Source organism: Pseudomonas sp. PGPPP1 (genome assembly GCF_002255865.1).
GTDB lineage: Bacteria > Pseudomonadota > Gammaproteobacteria > Pseudomonadales > Pseudomonadaceae > Aquipseudomonas > Aquipseudomonas cremoris.
Genome location: NZ_NKIG01000015.1, coordinates 103,219 through 123,160, shown reverse-complemented (window position 1 = coordinate 123,160; position 19,942 = coordinate 103,219). Strand labels below are relative to the sequence as shown.

At 62.0% G+C, this 19,942-nt stretch carries 13 protein-coding genes; 4 read left to right on the top strand and 9 right to left on the bottom strand.

Annotated elements, in window-relative coordinates; translation table 11 throughout:
- Positions 1-19 precede the first annotated feature (19 nt).
- Together CFE47_RS17700 and CFE47_RS17695 are read left to right on the top strand one after the other, a co-directional pair.
- Entirely contained in the window at positions 20-460 is a 441-nt protein-coding gene (locus CFE47_RS17700; protein ID WP_032887137.1) for a TadE/TadG family type IV pilus assembly protein, read from the top strand.
- Complete coding sequence (locus CFE47_RS17695) at positions 457-3,198, top strand: PAS domain-containing sensor histidine kinase (protein WP_181644402.1); 2,742 nt, start codon at positions 457-459, stop codon at positions 3,196-3,198. The genes CFE47_RS17700 and CFE47_RS17695 overlap by 4 nt, the downstream gene beginning before the upstream one ends.
- Here the strand turns inward: CFE47_RS17695 and CFE47_RS17690 are convergent.
- The 6 genes from CFE47_RS17690 to pbpC form a co-directional block, all read right to left on the bottom strand.
- On the bottom strand, positions 3,195-5,204 hold the full coding sequence (locus tag CFE47_RS17690) for a pilus assembly protein TadG-related protein (protein ID WP_286838952.1): 2,010 nt from the start codon (positions 5,202-5,204) through the stop codon (positions 3,195-3,197). The two genes, CFE47_RS17695 and CFE47_RS17690, sit on opposite strands and share 4 nt — an antisense overlap.
- A 98-nt stretch (positions 5,205-5,302) precedes the next feature.
- Positions 5,303-5,860: a DUF4136 domain-containing protein gene (locus tag CFE47_RS17685; RefSeq protein ID WP_181644404.1), complete on the bottom strand. Its 558-nt coding sequence runs from the start codon at positions 5,858-5,860 to the stop codon at positions 5,303-5,305.
- A gap of 44 nt (positions 5,861-5,904) precedes the next feature.
- Entirely contained in the window at positions 5,905-6,507 is a 603-nt protein-coding gene (locus CFE47_RS17680; RefSeq protein WP_032887142.1) for a DUF4136 domain-containing protein, read from the bottom strand.
- A 24-nt stretch (positions 6,508-6,531) separates the two neighbouring features.
- Positions 6,532-7,281, bottom strand: a complete 750-nt coding sequence (locus tag CFE47_RS17675) for a methyltransferase domain-containing protein (RefSeq protein WP_181644405.1) — start codon at positions 7,279-7,281, stop codon at positions 6,532-6,534.
- The gene (locus CFE47_RS17670) at positions 7,274-7,582 is read right to left on the bottom strand and encodes a MazG-like family protein (protein WP_003188211.1); all 309 of its coding nucleotides are present in this window, start codon (positions 7,580-7,582) and stop codon (positions 7,274-7,276) included. Before CFE47_RS17670 ends, CFE47_RS17675 begins: the two co-directional genes overlap by 8 nt.
- A 53-nt stretch (positions 7,583-7,635) precedes the next feature.
- Entirely contained in the window at positions 7,636-9,966 is a 2,331-nt protein-coding gene (pbpC, locus tag CFE47_RS17665) for a peptidoglycan glycosyltransferase PbpC (protein WP_050442835.1), read from the bottom strand.
- A gap of 89 nt (positions 9,967-10,055) precedes the next feature.
- Here pbpC and CFE47_RS17660 point away from each other — a divergent pair, with 89 nt between their 5' ends.
- Positions 10,056-10,349, top strand: coding sequence for a hypothetical protein (locus CFE47_RS17660; RefSeq protein WP_032887145.1), 294 nt, complete (start codon positions 10,056-10,058; stop codon positions 10,347-10,349).
- 120 nt (positions 10,350-10,469) lie between these two features.
- Here the strand turns inward: CFE47_RS17660 and CFE47_RS17655 are convergent, their stop codons facing one another.
- Positions 10,470-15,365, bottom strand: coding sequence for an alpha-2-macroglobulin (locus tag CFE47_RS17655; protein WP_286838945.1), 4,896 nt, complete (start codon positions 15,363-15,365; stop codon positions 10,470-10,472).
- A 297-nt stretch (positions 15,366-15,662) separates the two neighbouring features.
- Between CFE47_RS17655 and CFE47_RS17650 the strand changes: the two genes are divergently transcribed.
- Positions 15,663-17,000: an MATE family efflux transporter gene (locus CFE47_RS17650; protein WP_181644407.1), complete on the top strand. Its 1,338-nt coding sequence runs from the start codon at positions 15,663-15,665 to the stop codon at positions 16,998-17,000.
- Here the strand turns inward: CFE47_RS17650 and CFE47_RS17645 are convergent.
- Both CFE47_RS17645 and speA read right to left on the bottom strand, forming a co-directional pair.
- Positions 16,945-17,838 (bottom strand): alpha/beta hydrolase, encoded by an 894-nt coding sequence (locus CFE47_RS17645; RefSeq protein ID WP_181644408.1) that lies wholly within the window; start codon positions 17,836-17,838, stop codon positions 16,945-16,947. The two genes, CFE47_RS17650 and CFE47_RS17645, sit on opposite strands and share 56 nt — an antisense overlap.
- Before the next feature lie 91 nt (positions 17,839-17,929).
- Positions 17,930-19,843: an arginine decarboxylase gene (speA, locus tag CFE47_RS17640; RefSeq protein ID WP_032887150.1), complete on the bottom strand. Its 1,914-nt coding sequence runs from the start codon at positions 19,841-19,843 to the stop codon at positions 17,930-17,932.
- Positions 19,844-19,942: the final 99 nt, after the last annotated feature.

Below are 19,942 nucleotides of genomic sequence, written 5' to 3'. Positions count from 1 at the left end.
TGTCAGGGTAGACGCAGTCATGAAAAAGGGCCTCCCTAGAAAACAGAAAGGTGCCGCCGCGCTTGAGTTCGCGATGGTATTCATGATTTTTTTTGCCGTGTTTTATGGTTTGGTCAGTTACAGCCTGCCGTTACTGCTGCTGCAATCGTTCAACCAGGCAACGGCAGAAGGTGTAAGACGCGGCGTGGCGCTTGACCCTACGACGCCTGGCTACACCGATGCGCTGAAAACCCGCGCGATCAGTGCCGCCCAGGCGCAATTGCAGTGGCTGCCGCCGGCCTTCAAATTCGTACCGGCCTATGTCACAGCAGACTATTCGGGCACCGGGATGCTGACCGTACGAATCAATTACCCCTCCGACAACCTCAAGAGCGTTCTGCCCTTCCTGGTCCTGCCGGGCTTCGGCACTGTGCCCAACTTGCCTACGACACTCTCGGCCCAAGCGAGCCTGCAGTTTTGAACTCGGGGGAAAGGTTTTTCGATCGACTCCTAGGCCGTCCTCCGGGTATCTCTGCTTCGCCAGCACACGCCCCCGCGAACGCCGGCCTGCACATTTATCTGGATAATCAGGGTCGCGTGCTGCAAACCGACGGCGCGCTGCGCCATCGCTTGGCGAAAACAACCGACCCGCAACAACCGATGCCACTGCTGGACTATGTAGATGCCCACAGCGCCGTGGTGATCGAGGGCTGCCCCGGCGACTGGCAAGGACAAACCCTGGACCTGGATTTCAAGGCGCATGCGGGGCGCGTCCTGCAAACCCGAGGCTGGATTCAACCTCAAGGTGATGGCTGGGTATTACAACTGCTCGACATCGGCGACTTGATTGCCCACCGCAATCAAGCTGAAACCCGCGAACAGAATCAGTACCTGAGTGCCCAGATCAGTGAGCGACTGTGGGTTTGCAGCCTGGCGCGCCTGCCCGAGGAGCTCCAAGACAACCTGCAAAGCATTGCGCAATGCTTGCAGATTCCCTGTGTCGCCATTGCCCTGCTCGATAGCCAGGAGCAGGGTTGGTTGATCCACAGCCACTATCGCGCACACGATGCACCGGCCCTGTGGCACGACGGACAGCCCCTGGGAACCGCGCTGGACAGCCTCGACGGCAAGACCCCCTTGAACCTGACCCTGAACCATGGCCACAGCGAGCACCCGCGTTTGCAGGGCATTTTCAACAATGCCGCAGGCTTCCTGGTGCCCTACCGTGACGACCATGGCGTTGCCGCCTGGCTGCTTTGCGGGTTTTATCGCGGCGAAGAAAAGGCCAGTGACCGTGACTGGCTACAACTGACCGCCGCCATCGCCGCCCCATTACTCAGCCGCCTTCGCGAGCAGCGTCATCAGCAGCAACTTGACCGGCTGGAAGCGTTGCAGGGGTTACTGGGCACCGGTTGGTGGGAACTCCAACCAGACACTGAAGAGATCCAGCTGGCACCGCAGTTGTTACAGCACCTGAGCCCCAACCACAGCACCCCGCGCATGGCCCTGACAGACTGGCTGATGCTGATCCACCCCGCTGACCGCCAGGAGCTCGCCAGTCGCCTGCAAGACTTGCAGACAGCGAGCAAACCGGTGTCCACCAGCGTACGTCTGCATCGTATGGACGCCGCACAAAACCCCCTTTGGTACCGCGTTCAAGGCCAAGCGTTAGGGGTGGGAAGCACACGGCGGCTGATCGGCTTCATGCTGGATATCAGCGATATAAAAAACCAGCAGCATCAAGCCGCCGCCGCTCACGCAAGGCTGGACAACCTGATCGCCAGCTCACCTGCAATCATCTACGTACAACGGTATGTCGAAGGCACCCTGCAGCCGCTGTTTTTCAGCGACAGCCTGCTGCCTCTACTTGGCCGCACCCTCGAAGAATGCACGCCGGCCAGTCTTATCGAATGGATTCATCCCGATGACCGTGACCTCTACTTCGAGCGCACTCGCCAACTGCTTCGCGAAGGCAACGTGCGCAGCCGCTACCGCGTTCGCGATAAACACGGCGTAGACCATTGGTTGCTCGACGAAGCCAAGCTGCTGCGCGATGAACTGGGTCTACCGGTAGAGGCCGTCGGGCTATGGCTGGACGTCACCGAAGCGACCCTGGCCGCCGAACAGATCAAAAAGAGCGAAGAGCGCTATCGCATCCTGGTGGAAGACTCCCCGGCCATGATCTGCCGCTACCGACCAGACCTGACCCTGACCTTCGGCAACACACCGCTGGCCAACTATCTGGAATGTTTGCCCACGCAGCTGCCGGGGATGAACCTGGGGCATTGGTTGTCGGTAGAGCAGCGCCAAGCCTTTGAGCAGCGCATCAACCAACTGACTCCGGAGTTCCCGGTCAGCACCGCCGAAATCAGCCTGGAACTGCCTGGCCGCGAGCATGCCTGGTGGGTCTGGTCGGACCGCGGGGTGTTTGATGAGCGCGGCGCGCTGGTGGAAGTGCAAGCCGTAGGCCGGGATAACACGGAAGTGCGCCGCTCCCAGCAACAGCTGACCCAAAGCGCCAAGATGGCCACCCTCGGCGAAATGGCTACGGGCCTGGCGCATGAAATCAACCAACCGCTGAACGTGATGCGCATGGCCATCGTCAACGTGCTCAAGCGCCTGAGTAGCGGCAACGCAGACGTCGATTACCTCACCGAAAAACTTCAGCGCATCGACGCCCAAGTGCTGCGCGCGGCGCGGGTGGTGGACCATATGCGGGTGTTTGGGCGCCGCTCGGAAATCGAGCAGCAGCCCTTCGACCCGGCACAGGCGGTGGAGGGCACGCTGTCGATGCTCAGCGAAGGCTTGAAGGGCAAAGGCATGGACCTGCGCGTCACCCCGGTGGACTTCACCGTGCAGGTCAAAGGCTACGTCGACCAGTTGGAACAAGTACTGATCAACCTGATGGTCAACGCCCGTGATGCACTGCTGAGCAATCGCGAACATAACCCGGCACTGCGCCCTTGGATCGCACTGCATTGCGAGCACGACAGCCGCCACGTGCGGATCTGGGTCGAGGACAACGGCGGCGGTATTGACCCTCGCCTGCTGGAACGGATTTTCGAACCGTTCTTCACCACCAAGCCGATTGGCGTGGGCACGGGGCTGGGGTTGTCGGTGAGCTACGGAATTGTGGAAAACATGGGCGGCCGGCTGAGCGTCGTCAACGGCGCAGAAGGCGCCAGGTTTTGTGTGGAGTTACCGATCGTGGAGGCTTAAAGCACCAATGCCGCTTGCCCGTGGGGTCTGCAACTGAGGTTGGCGCCGACTTCAACTTTGTTGAGGTTGATGCCCAAGGTGTACAGCAAGCCGTTTACCAGCGGGTCGACAATTGGGCTAAGGACAGTGCCGATGACGTTGCCCAGTGTGCTATTCAAATCGTTAAGCAGCGTCGCACTGGTTGCCAATAACCCGCCCAGCAGATTGAACCCCGTGGGCTTGTAAACCTGGAATTTCAGCCCTGTTTGCAAAGCCTGTCCGAGGGACGTCACCAGGCTAGCCGTCGATAGCGAATGATAGAGCGGTGGCTGCTTAATCTCTGGTGGCTGGTTGTAGGTGTAAGCGCCACCCGCCGAAGTCACTGAGCCCACGCTGGGGTCGATAAGCATCCCAATCCCCCCGCCATAAAACGCTTTGCGATTAGGGTAATCGCAGACGGTGGGGCCGAGCCCGAGCAGCGGCTTGAGGCACGTCACCGCGCCGATATCGATCACCGGCAGCGGTGGCACGGCCGCCAGCGGCGGGCTGGCTCCCAGTGAATCGATCAGGGTAGGGCTCTGGCCGATTTTGATGCTCACCACCGACGCATTGGTTTGGGTGGTCAGCGTTTTGGTCGCGTCACTCGCGCAGGTAAACCCTGTGACATAGCTTTCAGCAATGCCCAGCTCAAGAATCACATCCACACTGGGAACCGGCGGGTTAGTGGCGGAAGACAGCAGCCTCAAGTCTGTGGTCTGACAAGGAACGCCTCCCACGGCACACAGCAGCGAACTGACAGTCCCGGCCAGGTTCAGGCTGAGCAAATTGTTCAGCACGTCCGTAAGCGGAGCGACCAAGCCGTTCACAACCAGATTCACCGCAGGGATGTTGAGTACCGGCAGCGTCACTGTCAGCCCCAGGCTTACCTGCGCCGTGCGCACATAAATCCGCGTACTCGCATCGGTTTTATTCTTGGCATAGGTGGGGTCACCGATCGCGGACAGTATGGGCGGCTCAATGACCTTGAGCTTGAGATTTGCCGTCACACCGGGAATGGTCACAGGCACCGCAGCCACCACCCCGTTCTTTTTGTTGGCCAATTGCACAAAAGCCTCAGCCAGCTGGAACGCGTTCAACGTGGTGTTAAGCCCGGCGGACACAGCCCCTGTCTGCAATTGCAACAGGCTGCCCAGCGTCACGTCGAGATTGCCCACCAATGCATTGATCTTCGTAAGCCCTGAGGCGGCCACCGTCGCGGTACCCGACCCGGCTTGAAGCACGGTTACCGCCGCATCGATCAGTTGACCGAGCTTGAGGTTCTTGGCCAGCAACTCGTCGTAATTGCCCGCCTGGACGCCCACGTTCAGTGCCAACTGGTTCAGGTAACTCAACAGGTTGAGATCGGTGTCCACCAACCCCTGCCAACCCGCCACATCGAGCGACAGGTTACCGCCCAACAACTTGCCGAACAGCAGGTTCAGCGCGGCGGAATCGGTAGAGTTGACCGTCACCAACGTGGACTTGATCGTCAATTGTGCCTGGGGCGGCAAAATCTTCGGCGCGGCCACGGCCTTGGCCGTCAACAGGGTGGTCAGGCTGTAGGCGCCGCCATTGAACATCGACCAGATACCACCGGCGACACTGGTCAACACCGGGCGCGAGGCGATCACTTGAATCGCATCGCGCTTGGTGGCATCTGCGGAAAACACCCTTAGATTCGAAGCCGCCGTGGTCAACGAACCACAGCGCACGTCCAGTGCATTGGCGGGGGGAATGATGTAGCCGTTGCGCACCGCACTGGCGCCGGCGTAGGTGGTGGCGGTGTTGTTGTTCGCGGCCAGGCAATCGCCATTGCGCTGGACAGCTTCCAGCGCGGCCATGTCGGCAATGCCTTGCAACTTGCGCTTTTCGAGATAGAGCCGCCCGCTGTCGACCACCAGCAGTAAGAAGACCAACGCCAAACCGAGCGTCAAGGCCGCCATCAAGCCGATCGCACCACGCTGCCTGCAACGAAGTCCGGGAGACATCGAGCACTCCTTAGCGCTTACTCTCCGTAGGTGCTGTGGAGTGTAGACAAGGCTTGGAATGTGCGCTGGCCAAGCGCCACAAATCGCGGCGGCTGAAGTCAGTGCGGCGGATAGCTGGAGAGGATGTGCGTCACCGTCGTGCGGATCGCGTTGTTGCGGTCCTGTGGGTTGGGCGTGCTGCCCATCATATGTTCATCACTGCCGCGCCATACCAGTTTGCCGTCCTTGCCATCGAGCAGGTCGATCTGGATGGTCGCCACTTTGTAGGTGATGTTGCGCGTTTCGTTGTACATCGGCCCACCCCAGTAGCCGTTCCACGGGCCACCCCAGCCGCCGCCGTAATTGGTGGTGACTTGTTGCTGGCGGTCTTCGACGATCAGGTAGGCCTGAACGATCAGGTCAGCCTTGGTGCCCGCTGCGGCTGGGCGCAGGCCCCGTTGGTCGAGTTGCTCGCCTACCGCCTGGCGGATGCGTTGTTCGGTGAGGTCACTCTTGATCCGTGGATCATCTGGGCGGTATTGCAGGGCCGGATCTTTCCAGGCCCAGTTGCGGTAGGCGCCGAAGTCTCGGCTGGCGTCAAAATCGTGGTTGACCTGGTTGGTCTGGCAACCGCCCAGCAGCACGACAAAAGCGAGCATAGCGATGCGACGAAACATGGTTTTCTCCAAAGAGCGAACTGCGCTTGAAATGAGAATAGCGGTTAACTGGGCGGGTAAGCGGTCATGGCCTTTTGCACGGCCTGGCGCAAAGCGTCAGCACGTTCGCTCAGGCTGCCCTGGCTGGCAGTTTCGGCACTGGTGCTCCACACGGGCTGACCGCTGCGGGCATCAAACAGGTTGACCCGCACCACCGCAACCGTCACCTCGTAGGTGCGCACGATCGGCGCCGAGTTGTACATGCCATAGCCATTGCCGTAGCGGTTATAGCCGCCGTAACCGTAGCCATAATCGTCCTGGACTTGCTTGAGACGCTTCTCAAGGCGCACATCCGCGCTGACCAGCAGGTCGGGCGCCCGGTTGTCGTGCAAAGGGCGCAGGCCACGCTGGTCGAGGGCGCCGCTGACGGCTTCGGCAATCTGCGCCGAATCAGCCCATGCCGAGCCCGCCGGCAGTTGGCCGTTGCGCCAGGCCCAATTACGGTAGGCCCCGTAGTCGCGTACCGGCGCAGGGTACGCACTGGCATCGAACGTAGTGGCTGCCTGGGCCGGCGCCGGTGGCATGGGCGCAGAAGCCGCCACATAAGGGTTAGGGCTGGAGCACGCGCCCAGCCCAAGGGATAACAAAATCAAACAGAGACGACGCATTTCGACCTCCGCAGGCTGGGCCGCTTAAACCGGACGGCAGATCCAGTGCAAATAACGCCCAAGTCCGGCAAAGCTTGGGTGACGACGGTGAGCGAGTTCCATCTCTACAAGGTCCTGTAAATCCGCGCGGGCCTGGAATTCCACCGGCATATAGTCGTGAAAAACCCGCACACCACTTTGGCTTTCGACCTGCCAAAGCCCGTCGAGTTGCGCCGCTAATTCGCGGGGGTCGAGGGGCTGTTGCGGGGTCAGGCTCTGCTTTTCGCCGGCCATGTCGTTCTTGCGCATTTTGCGGAAGTGGCCTTTGAGCAGGTTGCGATAAATCAGCGCATCACGGTTGTAAAACGCCAGGGACAGCCAGCCACCGGGCACGGTCAGCTGGTGCAGCACCGGCAGGATCGCATGGGGTTCGGCCAGCCATTCCAGCACCGCGTGACACAGCACCAGATCGTAAGGTTCGGTGAGCTGGCCAAGCAGGTCTTGCCAGGGCGCCTGGATAAAGGTCGCCGTTTGCCCGGCCTCGGCGAAGCGTTGGCGCGCACCCTCAAGCATCGGCTCGGCGGGTTCGGCCAGGGTCACCAGGTGGCCGCGCTCGGCCAACCACAGCGACATATGCCCCAGGCCTGCGCCGATATCCAGCACGCGCAACGGGCGTTCCGGCAGGGCTTCGGCCATGTCGGCCTGAAGCACCGCCAGGCGGATTGCGCCTTTGGCACCGCCGTAGATTTTCTCTGCAAAGCGTGTAGCCAACTGGTCGAAATGACGATCACTCATGGGCAAACCGCCGTTCGCTGTCAGCCAGTTTGGCGCGCACCACCTCATTCATGTCCAGGCCCAGCTCACTGCACAACAGCAGCAGGTACAGCACGATATCGCCGACTTCCTGGCCGGCGTGGGCGAGTTTGTCAGCGGGTAACTGGCGAGATTGGTCTTCGGTCAGCCATTGGAAGATTTCCACCAGCTCGGCCATTTCCACGCTGGCAGCCATGGCCAGGTTTTTGGGGCTGTGGAACTGCTTCCAGTCGTTGGTATCGCGGATGCGGTGCAGACGTTCGGTGAGGTGTTCGAGGTTCATGGGAGGGGCTCCTGAAGGTGTGTAGCTTCCGGCGGAAATTCAGAGAAGGCAAGTTAATCCACCACGCTGAACTCAATCCTGGCCGTCTGCCCCGCCTCATCGAGCACGCTTAATTGATAGCGGCCCAGTCGCTCGAAACTGGCATTGATAAAGTCCTGATTGGCGCTGTCGCCCAACGGCGCGCCATTAAGGAACCACCACCGTCGACCACTGCCGCCCAAGGCGGAGATTTTAAGACGCAGGGCTTGTTGGCTGGCGGCGGGCAGGCGCAATTGGTCGCCTTCACGCACGCCGACGATGGACAACGGTGAAGACGCGGCCAGCGCCGGCGGCGGGCAATCCGCGTCGGCGGCTGGGATGCGTGCTTCACGGCGTTCGGCCCTTGGCAGCCAAGGTTCCAGCGGTGCTGGCCACAGGGCGATAGGCTTGGCGACTGCGCCGGGGCAATGAGCATCGACCCGCAAGCCCTTGGCATTGACCCAGACGCTTTCCATCAACCCCACACTCAGCGGTTGATCCAACGCCTGCAAGGTCGGCGGCGTGGTGTTGTCCAGGGTCCAGGCGAAGCGTTGGCGGCGGCAATTGGGATCGCTGCGACTCATGGGCTGGCCCAGCGGCCAACAGATCGCCGCCACGCCGACGTTGGCCGGCACCGGTTTGACTGGCGCGCTGATGCCGCGCTGGCTGTCGCGGTTGGTCAACACGTCGTGCACCTGCAACATCAGTGGCGCCGCTGACGCCAAGCCGAACTGGCCCGGCACGGGCGTGCCGTCCGGTCGGCCGATCCACACGCCAATCAGGTAACGCGGCCCCACGCCAATCGCCCAGGCATCGCGAAAGCCATAGCTGGTGCCGGTTTTCCAGGCGAGCACCGGGCGCTGCACCAACTCGGCACGCGGGTCGCGATCCGGCCGCGCTTGCCCACTGAGGATGCGCCGCACAATCCAGGCAGAGCCCGGCGACAGCATTGGCCGCTCTCTCAGCGCGTCGTCCGGCTGTAGTCGGATAGAGGCGCTCTTGCCGTCCCGGGCGAAGGCGCTGTAACCGCCCACCAGATCTTCCAGACGGCTGCCCGCGCCGCCCAGGATCAGCGCCAGGTTCGGCTCGGCCAGCGCGGGCAATGCCAAGGGCACACCGCCGATGCGCATCTCGGCGGCAAACCGCTTGGGCCCGTAGGCTTCCAGCAACTGCACCGCTGGTAGGTTAAGGGAGCTGGACAACGCAGTACTCGCCGGCACCGCGCCGGTAAACCCCATGGAGAAGTTGCCCGGCCGATAATCGCCATACCGCCGGGGCACGTCCTGCAACAGCGATTCGGAGTGAATCAACCCATCATCCAGGGCCATGCCATACAGAAAAGGTTTCAACGTCGAGCCCGGCGAGCGCAGCGCGCTGATCATGTCCACATGGCCAAAGCGCTTGGCGTCGTTGATATCCACCGAGCCCAGGTACGCCCGCACCGCCATGGTTTCCTCTTCCACCACCAGGATCGCCGCCGAAGTGTGCTCCGGCAGCCGCGCGCGCCAGCCCAGCAACAGATCTTCGAGGCGGCGTTGCAGGGTGGCGTCAACGGTCGTGCGGATCAGCGGCGGGCTGTCGGGGCGGTTCAGGCGGCGAGCGAGCAAGGGCGCCAGGCTCGGTTCCAGACGCGGGGCAAGTAGCAGCGGTTCTTCAAGGGCTTCGTCGACCGCCGATTGCGGCCATACCTGGAACTCGGCGAGGCGGCGCAAGACCTTGTCCCGAGCCTCCTGGGCGCGCTGCGGATGCCGATCTGGACGCAGGCGGCTCGGCGCCTGTGGCAGTACCGCGAGCAAGGCCGCTTCGGCATGGGTCAATTGCGCAGGGGATTTGCCCAGGTACGCCCAACTGGCCGCCGCCACGCCCTGCAACGTGCCGCCAAACGGCGCGCGGTTCAGGTAGAGGTTGAGGATCTCTTCCTTGGACAGGTGCCACTCCAACTGCGCCGTGCGCCACAGCTGACGCAACTTGCCATGGAAGGTGCGCGAATGCGGGTCGAGCAAACGGGCGACCTGCATCGACAAGGTGCTGCCGCCCGACACTACCCGCGCGCCGGTCAGGTTCTGCCACGTCGCGCGCACCAACGCCAACGGGTTTACGCCAGGGTGTTGGTAGAACCAGCGGTCTTCGTAGGTGAGCAAGGCATCCAGGTAATACGGCGAGACTTCACCGGTTTGCACGGGGTAGCGCCACACCCCATTGGCATCGGCAAACCGCCACAAGGGTGTGCCATCCTCGGCCAGCACCACCCGCGCCAAGTCGTCCTTGGGCAGGGGCAGCGGCCAGATGCGGTCGGCCAGCCACAGCAGGGCAATCACCAACAGAAGGGTCGCCAGGGTCCAGCGGGCAACTAAACGCAAATTCAAACGGGCAAACCTCTATGCTGGTAGGGAACTAGCCTGTTGCATTAACAACCAAAGGCACAGACACGCCCACCTCTTATCAGGACATGCACATGCAGGTAGAAAGCTTTTTCGAATGGTTGGGCCAGGCGCTCGGTTCCATCATCCGTTTTATCGTCGACGGCCTCAGCGGATTATTCGGGGCCCTGACTCATGCCGGGGGCAACTTTGTCGAAGGCCTGTCCCGAACCTTGGGCATGGATACGTCGATTATCAGCATCATCACGCTGATCGTCGGCCTGATGCTGCTGTACTCGGCAGTACGCGCGTTTATGCGGGCGTCGATCATCATGGGGATTATCTGGCTGCTGCTGGGCCTTTGGCTGCTTAGTTGGGTCGTGCACTAAGCCAGGACGGTCAGCAATCGCCTGTGGGAGGGGGCTTGCTCCCGATAGCAGTGTTTCAGTCAATGCATCTGGCAACTGACCCACCGCTCTCGGGAGCAAGCCCCCTCCCACATTGCTTCTTCAACGACCCTTAATGACCAAGTCCACCGGGGTCTCTCCCACCGCCTGCCAGTTCGGTCGATACATGGACTCCACTTGCGGAGGCGGCACGCGATAGGTGCCCGGAGTCACCGCACGCGCCAGGTACAGCAGGTGCGTGGTGCCATCGCCGTCCAGGTTGATCGCCGCCACGTAGCGATCATCGCGGAACTCCTGATGCTTAAGCGCCGCATTCTGCATCGACTCGCGCCATTCCTTCACTTGGCTGCTGGCGTTTTCCAAGCTGGCGGCACTCTGGGCCAGGTTCTGGTTTTCCAGCTCCAGGCCCGCGGGCAGCAGGTCGACCACCAAGGCATCCGGTACACGCTGCTTGGCGCTGACCGCCAAGTGCACCAGCACCAGGTCGCCGCTGTTGAGGTTGCGCAGGTTCAGCGGCTGGCCGTTCATGCCCAGGTATTCGCGGCGGATGCTCAGGTTGTCGCCACCCGGTGCCGGGGGCACTTGCGGGTAACCCGAGATCGTCAGTTGCTGGTACACCGGTGTTTCGCCCTGATTGCTCAGGCTCAGGTCGCTGGACAGCAGGTTGCCTTCCAGCGCCAACGTCGACTGCTGGTTGTTCAACTCGTGCACACCGCCGCTGCCGGTGAGGGACACTTGCCAGTTCGCCTCAGGCTTGGCAAACCCAAGCCGCCCCGCCAGAAACAGTGAATTGCGCTCCTGGGTCGACAGGTACGGACTGGCAGCCAGTTGATCCGACAACGTGAACAGACGCTCCTCACGCTTGCCCTTGGCCAAGTCATTTTCTTCCAGCAACGCCAGGATCATCGCTTGGTCCCGCAGCGGGCTGCCGTAGTCGGCCAGCCATTCCTTGGCGCTACGTTGGGCTGCCAAGCCAGCCTGCAAGGCCTGGTCCGCGCGTGGCTGGTCGCCCATCTTCTGCAAGGCAATGGCCAACTGCACCAGCGGCAACCCGGAACGCGCATCGCTGCGCCGTTCGAAAATGCTGCGCAGCGCCCCCAGTGGCGCCTGCTGACTGCGCGCCAGCACCATGCCGGCGTAGGCCTGCACGGCGAAGCGTGTGTGTTCGGCGTTGTCGCTGTAGTCGACTTCGATCAGGTTGCGCTCCTGCACGTACCGCAGCAGGCGCTCGCTGGCCTTTTTCAAGGCTTCAGGCGGCACGGCAAAACCCTGGTCGCGGGCGCGCAGCAGGAAGTCGGTGACGTAGGCCGTCAGCCAATATTCCTCTTCACCGTCAGCGCCCCACAAACCAAAACTGCCGTTGTAGCGCTGCATGCCCAGCAGGCGTTCAATGCCCAGCTCGATCTTGCGCTTGCGCTCGGCATCCGGCTCGCCCTTGATGCTCAGTCGCTTGAGCAAGGCATCGTCAGCGTACAGCGACGGGTACAGGCCGCTGGCGGTTTGCTCCAGGCAACCATAGGGGTAAGCCTTGAGCGCCGAGATCTGTGCGCCGAGGTTCAGCGGCGGCCGGCTCGACAGGCTCAAGAGCGCCTCGCGCCCGGAGGTGTCGAACTGATCCAGGGTGCCGGCTGGCAAACTCCAGGGTTCGCTTTTAAGCACTGCGCGGTAATGCTTGAGCAACGCGGGATAGGCCGGACGCACGCCCAAGGTCCACTCACGGCTGAACGGCGGCAGGTTTTCACCCGGCAGATCCAGCCCGTTGACTGTCACTTTCACCTTGCCTTTGCCCAACCCGCCCCAGGCTTTCACCGGGATGCGCAGGGTGGTGCGCTGGCCTTGCTTGAGCTCAACGGTCTGCGCGGCAGTGTTGACCAATTCCAACTGCCCCTCGGCGCTCAATTGCACATCGAGTTTCTGCGCCTTGCCCGACAGGTTCGACAGGTCCAAGGCCAAGGTGGTCTGGTCACCGCCGGCGAGGAAGCGCGGCGCTGACAGTTCAGCAATCAGCGGTGCGGCAATCACGGTCTTGGCTTCGGCCATGCCGTAACGGTCATCGCTCCAGGCTTGGGCCATCAGGCGCAACTCGCCGTTGAAGTCGGGGATATTGACGCTGACTTCACCCTCGCCTTTGTCGTTCAACGTCACCGGCGCGCTTTGCAGGGCGACGATGGTCACGCTGGTGTCCGGGCGCTTGCCGCCTTTGGCCAGCGCGGCGTCACCACCAAAGGCCAGGCTGGCCAAACGGCCCTGCCCGGCTTCGATCAACTGGCCGTAGATGTCGAATTGGTCCACGCCATAGGCCTTGCGGCCGAAGAGGCTGGAGTACGGATCGGGCGTCGGATACTCGGTGATATTGAGGATGCCCACGTCCACGGCTGCCACCAGCACATGCACCTGTTTCGGCACGCTGCCGTCGGCATTTTTGGCGGAGATCTTCACCGTCAGCGGTTGTTTGGGGCGCATTTTTTCCGGCGCGCTGAGGGTCACGCCAAGCTTGCGCTGGGTGCGATCGAGCGGCAGATGCAGCAGGCCCACTGCGCGTTTGGGGGTGATGTTGGCTTTGCGCTCGCCGGGGCGAATCACCAAGGCGCTCACGTACAGGTCGTGGCGCGACCATTTCGGGTCAAGCTTCACGGCGAAGCTTTTGCCCTCGGCCGGTACGTCGATTTCCTGCCACCACAGCGGTCCTTCGGCGGACTCCACCAGCAAGTAGCCTTTACCGGCAGCGGGCGGCGTCACGGTGACGTTGGCGGTGTCGCCGTCGCCATAGGCCGGTTTATCCAGCGCCAGCTTGACCTGATCGGGCCGTACGGCGCCGCCTTCGGTGTTGTCCTGGGCCTGATAACCGGCCCAGAAACGCAGACTGCTGATCAGCCCGGTCTGCGGGTCTTCGACTTCGACGCGGTACGGCCCCCACTCCACTTGGAAGCTGACCTTGGCGGTGTCGCCGGCCTTGATATTCAGGGTTTGTTCGTCGAGGTTGAGGAATTTCTCGTTGTAGTGGTAACTCCAGCCGTCATTGTCGGAGTAGTTCCAGTAATAGTCGCGGCGCTCGCGCACCAGGCGCACCTTGAGGTTTTGCGCAGCGAGTTTCTGCCCGTCCTGATCGGCCAGCAGCACTTCGAATTCCGCCGGGCCATCACCATTGGTTTCGGTGCCGTCAAACAGCCCGCGCAGGCCCGGCAGTTGCTCGGCCGGCCAGATCGGTTGCACCAGGCGACGGGTGATCGGCCGACCGCCCGACTCTTGCAGGCTGGCCTGCACGATCAGTTGCAAGGGGGATTTAGCTTCGGCCCATTTGCTTTCGAGGGTCAGTTTTTCCTGGCCCTTGGCGTCGAGGACGCTTTCGTCCAGTTCGAAATCCTGGCTCAGTTCTTCTTCGGTGACCGAGCCGAACTGATAACCAGGGAGCGACTTGACCGCTTCGCGCAGCGGCCGCACATACACTTGCCCGCTGACCCGATTACCCGACGCAGGCGCGCCGTACAGGTAACGACCGTTAACCTGGATGACCGGGTTATCCGCCGGGCTCAGCGCCGTGTCGCTGCCCTTGAGTTCCAACGCCAGGCGCTCGGGCAGGAAGTCTTCGACGAGGAATTCATACAGCTGCGGTTTACCGTCACCCAGGTCGAACACCAACTGCCAGCGCCCGGTCGGTGCTTCGCCGGCCAGTTGCAGTTGATATTGATACAGGCCGGATGCGTCAGCATCCCACACGAATTTGCGGCTGACCTGTTCATCCGGGCGACGTACCTCGACGCTCACCGGTTGCGGCTTGACGGCGTTGCCGTCCTTGTCGCGCAGCAGGGCGTTGAGCAGCACGGTTTCGCCGGGGCGATACAGGTCGCGTGGGCCGAACACAAAAAACTGCAACGGGTGCGAGGGTTGGCCGCCGATGTCGAACTCGGCAAGGTCCAGCGCGGCGCTGTCGAGGCGCAACAGGCTGGTCTGTTCGCCCTGCTTGGCGAGCAAGACCTGGGCCTTTTTCGGCAACGGCAACTCAGCGTGGCCGCCCTTCTCGGTCTTGCCCTGGCCCAACACGCGGCCATCGGCATCGAGCACTTCCAGGTCCACGCCATCGAGCGCCTTGCCGCCTTCCAGCGCCTGGGTAAACACATCCAGGCGATTGGCATAGCGGTGCACCGACAGCCCGATATCACTCAGGGTGAACAGCGTCGCCGGTTGCGAATAGTTGTAGGTGCCCGACGCGCGCATTACCGCCAGGTACACGCCCGGTTGTTGCAATTGCTTAAGGCCGGCGATCGGCAGCAACAGGGTTTCTCGGGTGTTGCGCGCCGGGTTGAGGTCGAAACGGCCGCCGTAGACCAGATCCGCCAGCGGCAGCAGTTCGCGGGATTCATAACTTTGCAGGCTGGTGTTGCGCCCCCACTGCGCCAGGAATGACGGTAGGGATTCAGGCTTGATGCGGAAGAATTCAACGTCGATTTTGTCGACGTTCAGCGCGATCACCGGCAGGCCCTCAGCGAGGCGCGTCGGCAGCAAGGTGCCACGGCTGGCAAAGCCGACAGTGGCTTGCAGGTCACGGGTTTCCAGGCGGGCGATGTACTCGGCGGCGAGCGTGCTGTCGTTGACCGCCTTTACACCGGCGTCTACCGTCAGCACCAGTTTGCGTTGCGGCTCAAGGTGGCGCAGGCGCAGCTCCATCAGGTTATCCGAGAGCTCCCAGGCGCCATCGACCTTGCCCGACTTGCTGTCCACCAGATGGAGCTTGTCGGCGAATTTCTGATCGGGGTCCAAGGGAATGGAAAAACTCACCGACAAGGTGCTGGCCCCGTCCAACTGAACCTCGGACACGTCCACCACGCTCAACTCACGCCCGGCGTAGCGCTGCTTGAGCGCTGGTACATCCACCGCCGCCTTGGCCGGTTTCGGCGCTGCCGCCACTGTAGGTGCGGGCGGCGTAGCCGGTTTATCGGAGGAATCGCAGGCGCTCAGCAGAGCCAGCGCGCAGGCCAGGAACAATCCTTTGTTAAGCATGGGGCACTCGTAGTCAGAGGGAACCGAGGGGTGAACTATATATCAGTGCCGGCGAAGCCGATGTGGCGCTGGTCACATTGACCGACGGAGGGTGGTTTGGTTCTCGATCGGCTCAAGCCAAGCCAGTTCCCACACCCACTGGAGATCAAACTGTGGGAGGGGGCTTGCTCCCGACAGCAGTGGGTCAGCTACAGATAGGCTGGCTGATCTATTGCTATCGGGGGCAAGCCCCCTCCCACATTGGTTCTGCTGCGTAGCTACTGGACGGTTACAATGCCGCTCCCCCAAGGAGCCTGCATGCCCACCTTACTCACCGACTGGCGCCACCGCCCTACCCATCGACGCGTCTGGGCCCTTGCCGCGCCAATGATTCTGTCGAACATCTCGGTGCCGCTGGTAGCCCTGGTCGACAGCATGGTCATCGGCCACCTGCCCCATGCCCATCAACTGGGCGCCGTGGCCGTCGGGGCCAGCCTGTATACCTTTCTCGCGTGGGCCATGGGTTTTCTGCGCATGGGCTCCACCGGTTTTGCCGCGCAGGCTGCAGGGCGCAATGACGGGGCGGCACTGCGGCAAATCCTGCTGCAAGGTCTGTTGCTGGCACTGGGGCTGGCGATGCTGCTGGGCACCGTGGGCATCCCCCTGAGCCACCTCGCCCTGGAATGGATGCAGCCCTCCCCCGAGCTGAATCAGCTCACCCGCGACTTCTTCCACACGCGCCTGTTCGGCCTGCCCGCAGCCCTGGCCACTTATGCGCTGGTCGGCTGGTTCCTCGGCACACAGAACGCCCGTGCGCCGCTGGCAATTCTGCTGACCACTAACCTGGTGAATATCGCTCTCAACCTGTGGTTCGTACTCGGTTTGGATTGGGGGGTCGTCGGGTCGGCGAGAGCGTCGGTCATCGCCGAATGGACCGGCGCCCTGCTCGGCCTGGCGCTCACACAAAAGGCCCTGCGCGCCTATCCAGGCCATATCGCTTGGGCCGCGTTGAAAGTGTGGCAAAGCTGGCGCCCATTGCTGGCCGTCAACCGCGACATCTTTATCCGCAGCCTGGCGCTGCAATCGGTGTTTTTCATGATCACGGTGCAAGGCGCGCGGCTGGGGGATGCCACCGTTGCTGCCAATGCCTTGCTGCTTAACGGCCTGCTGCTGACGGCGCATGCGCTGGACGGTCTGGCCCACGCGGTCGAAGCCCTCTGCGGCCACGCCATCGGCGCCCGCGACCGCCAGTCGCTGCACCGCTCATTGGTGGTCGCCGGTGGCTGGTCGCTGATCGCCAGCGTCGGGTTTGCGCTGCTGTTCAGCTTTGCCGGGCACCTGTTTATCGCCATGCAGACCGATATCCCCAGCGTGCGCGACACCGCTGACACCTACCTGCCTTACCTGGCGCTGCTGCCACTGATTGCGGTGTGGAGTTACCTGCTGGACGGTCTGTTTATCGGCGCCACCCGCGCGCGAGAAATGCGCAATGGGATGCTACTGACGGTATTGCTGACACTGCCGTTTGCCTGGGCGTTGCAGGGCCTGGGCAACCATGGGTTGTGGATAACCTTTCTGCTGTTCATGGCCCTGCGCAGCCTCACTTTGTGGGCGATAGCCTGGCGCTTGAACCAGCGGGATCAGTGGCTTGGATAAACGCTGTCACTTGGTTCAACACTGGCGCCAGCCAGCGCAACGGTTTGGCGAAAGACGCCACTAACGTCGCGTGGTTGGTCCTGGTGAAGTAGAACGCCTCGACCGGCACACCCGCCTCGCGCAATTTTTTCGCCAGCCCTGCGGTATTGCGCGTCGGGTTGACCAAGTTGTCGTCGGTCGAGGCCATCAGCAGCGTCGGCGGCGCGTCACGGCTGACGTGGTTGATCGGCTGCGACTCCGGCGGTGAATCGGGGAAGAAGAACACCGGGCGCACGTCCTGGTTTTCAATCGGCAGGAAGTCATAAGGCCCGGCCAGGCCAATCCATCCCTTGAAGATCGACGGCGCCAAGCCCACTTCTTTTAGCCAAAGCCCATCCAGCGCCAGCATCGAGGCGTTGTAGGCGCCGGAGCTATGGCCCATCACATAAAGCTGCTGGGGATCGGCGCCATATTCAGCGGCGTGGTCATACGTCCAGGCCACCGCTTTGGCGCCGTCCTGAAGAAAGGCGGGGTAACGCACTTGCGGGTACAGCCGGTAATCGGCGATCACCACCACGATGCCCCTTGAAGCCAGGGCTTCGCCGACGAAGCTGTAGTCGTCCTTGGATCCGCTGTTCCAGCTGCCGCCGTAAAAGAACACCACTACGGGAGCGTTGGGCACGGCAGGAACGGCTCGGTATATATCGAGTTTCTGGCGGGGATCATCGCCGTAGGCAATGGCTGAAGTCTTGGTAAAGGTACTGTTGGGGGTGAGTGCGTTGAGCACTTTTATTGGGGAGCAGGCTGCCAGAAAGGCGGCGAAGGCCAGGGTAAACGCTTGCAGGTATTTGCTCGACATCATTGACCCCCACGAAGAAGGTGCTGCCAAACGAGGCCCAGCTATGGGAGGGGGCAAGCCCCTTCCCACACTGGATCTGTGTCGCCTGTGCTTACGAGGAAAGGTACGAAGAGCGCGTCAGGCCCAGGCGCAAGGCGTCGAGGAACTGGGTACGTTCGCTGGCGGAGATCTTCGCGCTGGCGCACTTGTCACGGTAGTGAGTCATCAACTCCTCCGGCGACAAGTGCACGTAGCGCAGCATGTCTTCGATGGTGTCGTGTGTCTCGATCCCGGCGCTGTACACCGAACCGTCTTCACGCTGGTAGATGTTCACCGAATCGGTGTCACCGAACAGGTTGTGCATGTCGCCCAGGATTTCCTGATAGGCGCCGACCAGGAAGATACCCAACAGGTAGTCTTCACCTTCGTTCAGGGCGTGTACCGGCAAGCTGGTCTCGATGCTCTGCTCGTCGACGTACTGCTTGATCTTGCCGTCGGAGTCGCAGGTCAGGTCTTGCAGCACGGCGCGGCGCAGCGGCTCTTCGTCGAGACGGTGCAGCGGCAGGATCGGCAGTACCTGGCCGATGGCCCAGGTGTCCGGCAGGCTCTGGAATACCGAGAAGTTGCAGATGTACTTGTCGGCCAGCTTGTCGTTGAGTTCGTCCAGCACTTGGCGGTGCGAGCGCTGGCGGGCTTTGAGCGAGTTGTGCAGACGGCGGCACACCGCGAAGTAGCACTGTTCGGCCAGGGCTTTTTCGGCCAGGGTCAGTTTGCCGTCGGCGTACTGGGTGGCCACGTCGCTCATGTAGTGAGTGGCGCGCCAGTAGGTTTCGGTGACCATCTCGATATCGGTCGGACCCAGCAGGTCCACCAGCCATTGCACGGTTTCCGGCAGGCTTTCCTTGTTTTCGATGACCGGGATTTCGTCGTTGTGTTTCTCGACGTCGGTCACCTGCACCACCAGCATGGCGTGGTGAGCAGTCAGGGAACGACCGCTTTCGGAGAAGATATTCGGGTGCGGCAGGCTCTGCGCGTCGCAGAACTCCTTGAGCATGCCCACGACCACGCCGGCGTAGTCGTCCATGTCGTAGTTGATCGAGCTGGCGTTACGCGAGTGGGTACCGTCGTAGTCGACGCCCAGGCCGCCGCCCACGTCGATGTGGTCCACCGGCAGGCCGAGGTTGCGCAGTTCGCCGTAGTAACGAATGGCTTCCTTGAACCCGTGCTGGTAATCGGCCAGGTTGGCGATCTGCGAACCCATGTGGAAGTGCAGCAGGCGAATGCCCTGGTCCAGCCCGGCCGCGCGGAAGCGCTCAACCACGGACAACAGCTGCGCCGCCGACAAACCGAACTTGGACTTCTCGCCACCGGTGTCTGCCCATTTGCTCGACGCCAGGGACGACAAGCGCACACGCAGGCCAACCTGTGGCTTGACCTTGAGGTTGGCAGCCTCTTCGATCACCAGGCCGACTTCGGATTCTTTCTCGATCACGATAAACACGTTGTGACCGAGCTTCTGGCCCATCAGCGCAAGGCGGATGAACTCACGGTCTTTGTAACCGTTGCAGACGATGGTGCCGCCCTTCGGCGCCAGGGCCAGTACGGCCAGCAGCTCAGGCTTGGAGCCGGCTTCAAGGCCGATAGACACGTCCTGAGTGGCGATGATGTTCTCGATCACCGCTTCCTGCTGGTTCACTTTGATCGGGTACAGCGCGGTGTACTTGCTCTGGTATTCAAGGCGCTCGATGTTGGCGTCGAAGGCGCCGGTCAACTGGCGTACACGGTCTTGCAGGATGTCAGGGAAGCGCACCAGCAACGGTAACGACAGGCCGCTTTTGCGCAACTGGTCGACTTGCTCGAAGAGATCGACAGGCGTGCTGTTCGGGCCGTTCGGACGGACTTCAACGCGACCGGCGTCATTGATCGCGAAATACCCGGCCCCCCAATGGCGGATCCCGTAAACACTGCGGCTGTCCGCAACTGTCCATTGGCTGCCATCGTCTTTGCGTGTGCGTCGTACGGACATCGAAGTCCCCTATAAATGAAGGCGAAGGCGCCACCTCTCAGGGAGGCTGGCGCAGTCTAAAGAATGAAAATGACGATTTGCCTGTAAGGAAGGTAGACC

Coding starts and splice junctions, on each gene's coding strand:
- CFE47_RS17675 (WP_181644405.1), bottom strand. CDS start 7,281: ATGAGTGATCGTCATTTCGACCAGTTGGCTACACGCTTTGCAGAGAAA.
- CFE47_RS17700 (WP_032887137.1), top strand. CDS start 20: ATGAAAAAGGGCCTCCCTAGAAAACAGAAAGGTGCCGCCGCGCTTGAG.
- CFE47_RS17680 (WP_032887142.1), bottom strand. CDS start 6,507: ATGCGTCGTCTCTGTTTGATTTTGTTATCCCTTGGGCTGGGCGCGTGC.
- CFE47_RS17650 (WP_181644407.1), top strand. CDS start 15,663: ATGCCCACCTTACTCACCGACTGGCGCCACCGCCCTACCCATCGACGC.
- CFE47_RS17685 (WP_181644404.1), bottom strand. CDS start 5,860: ATGTTTCGTCGCATCGCTATGCTCGCTTTTGTCGTGCTGCTGGGCGGT.
- speA (WP_032887150.1), bottom strand. CDS start 19,843: ATGTCCGTACGACGCACACGCAAAGACGATGGCAGCCAATGGACAGTT.
- CFE47_RS17645 (WP_181644408.1), bottom strand. CDS start 17,838: ATGTCGAGCAAATACCTGCAAGCGTTTACCCTGGCCTTCGCCGCCTTT.
- CFE47_RS17655 (WP_286838945.1), bottom strand. CDS start 15,365: ATGCTTAACAAAGGATTGTTCCTGGCCTGCGCGCTGGCTCTGCTGAGC.
- CFE47_RS17690 (WP_286838952.1), bottom strand. CDS start 5,204: ATGTCTCCCGGACTTCGTTGCAGGCAGCGTGGTGCGATCGGCTTGATG.
- CFE47_RS17670 (WP_003188211.1), bottom strand. CDS start 7,582: ATGAACCTCGAACACCTCACCGAACGTCTGCACCGCATCCGCGATACC.
- CFE47_RS17660 (WP_032887145.1), top strand. CDS start 10,056: ATGCAGGTAGAAAGCTTTTTCGAATGGTTGGGCCAGGCGCTCGGTTCC.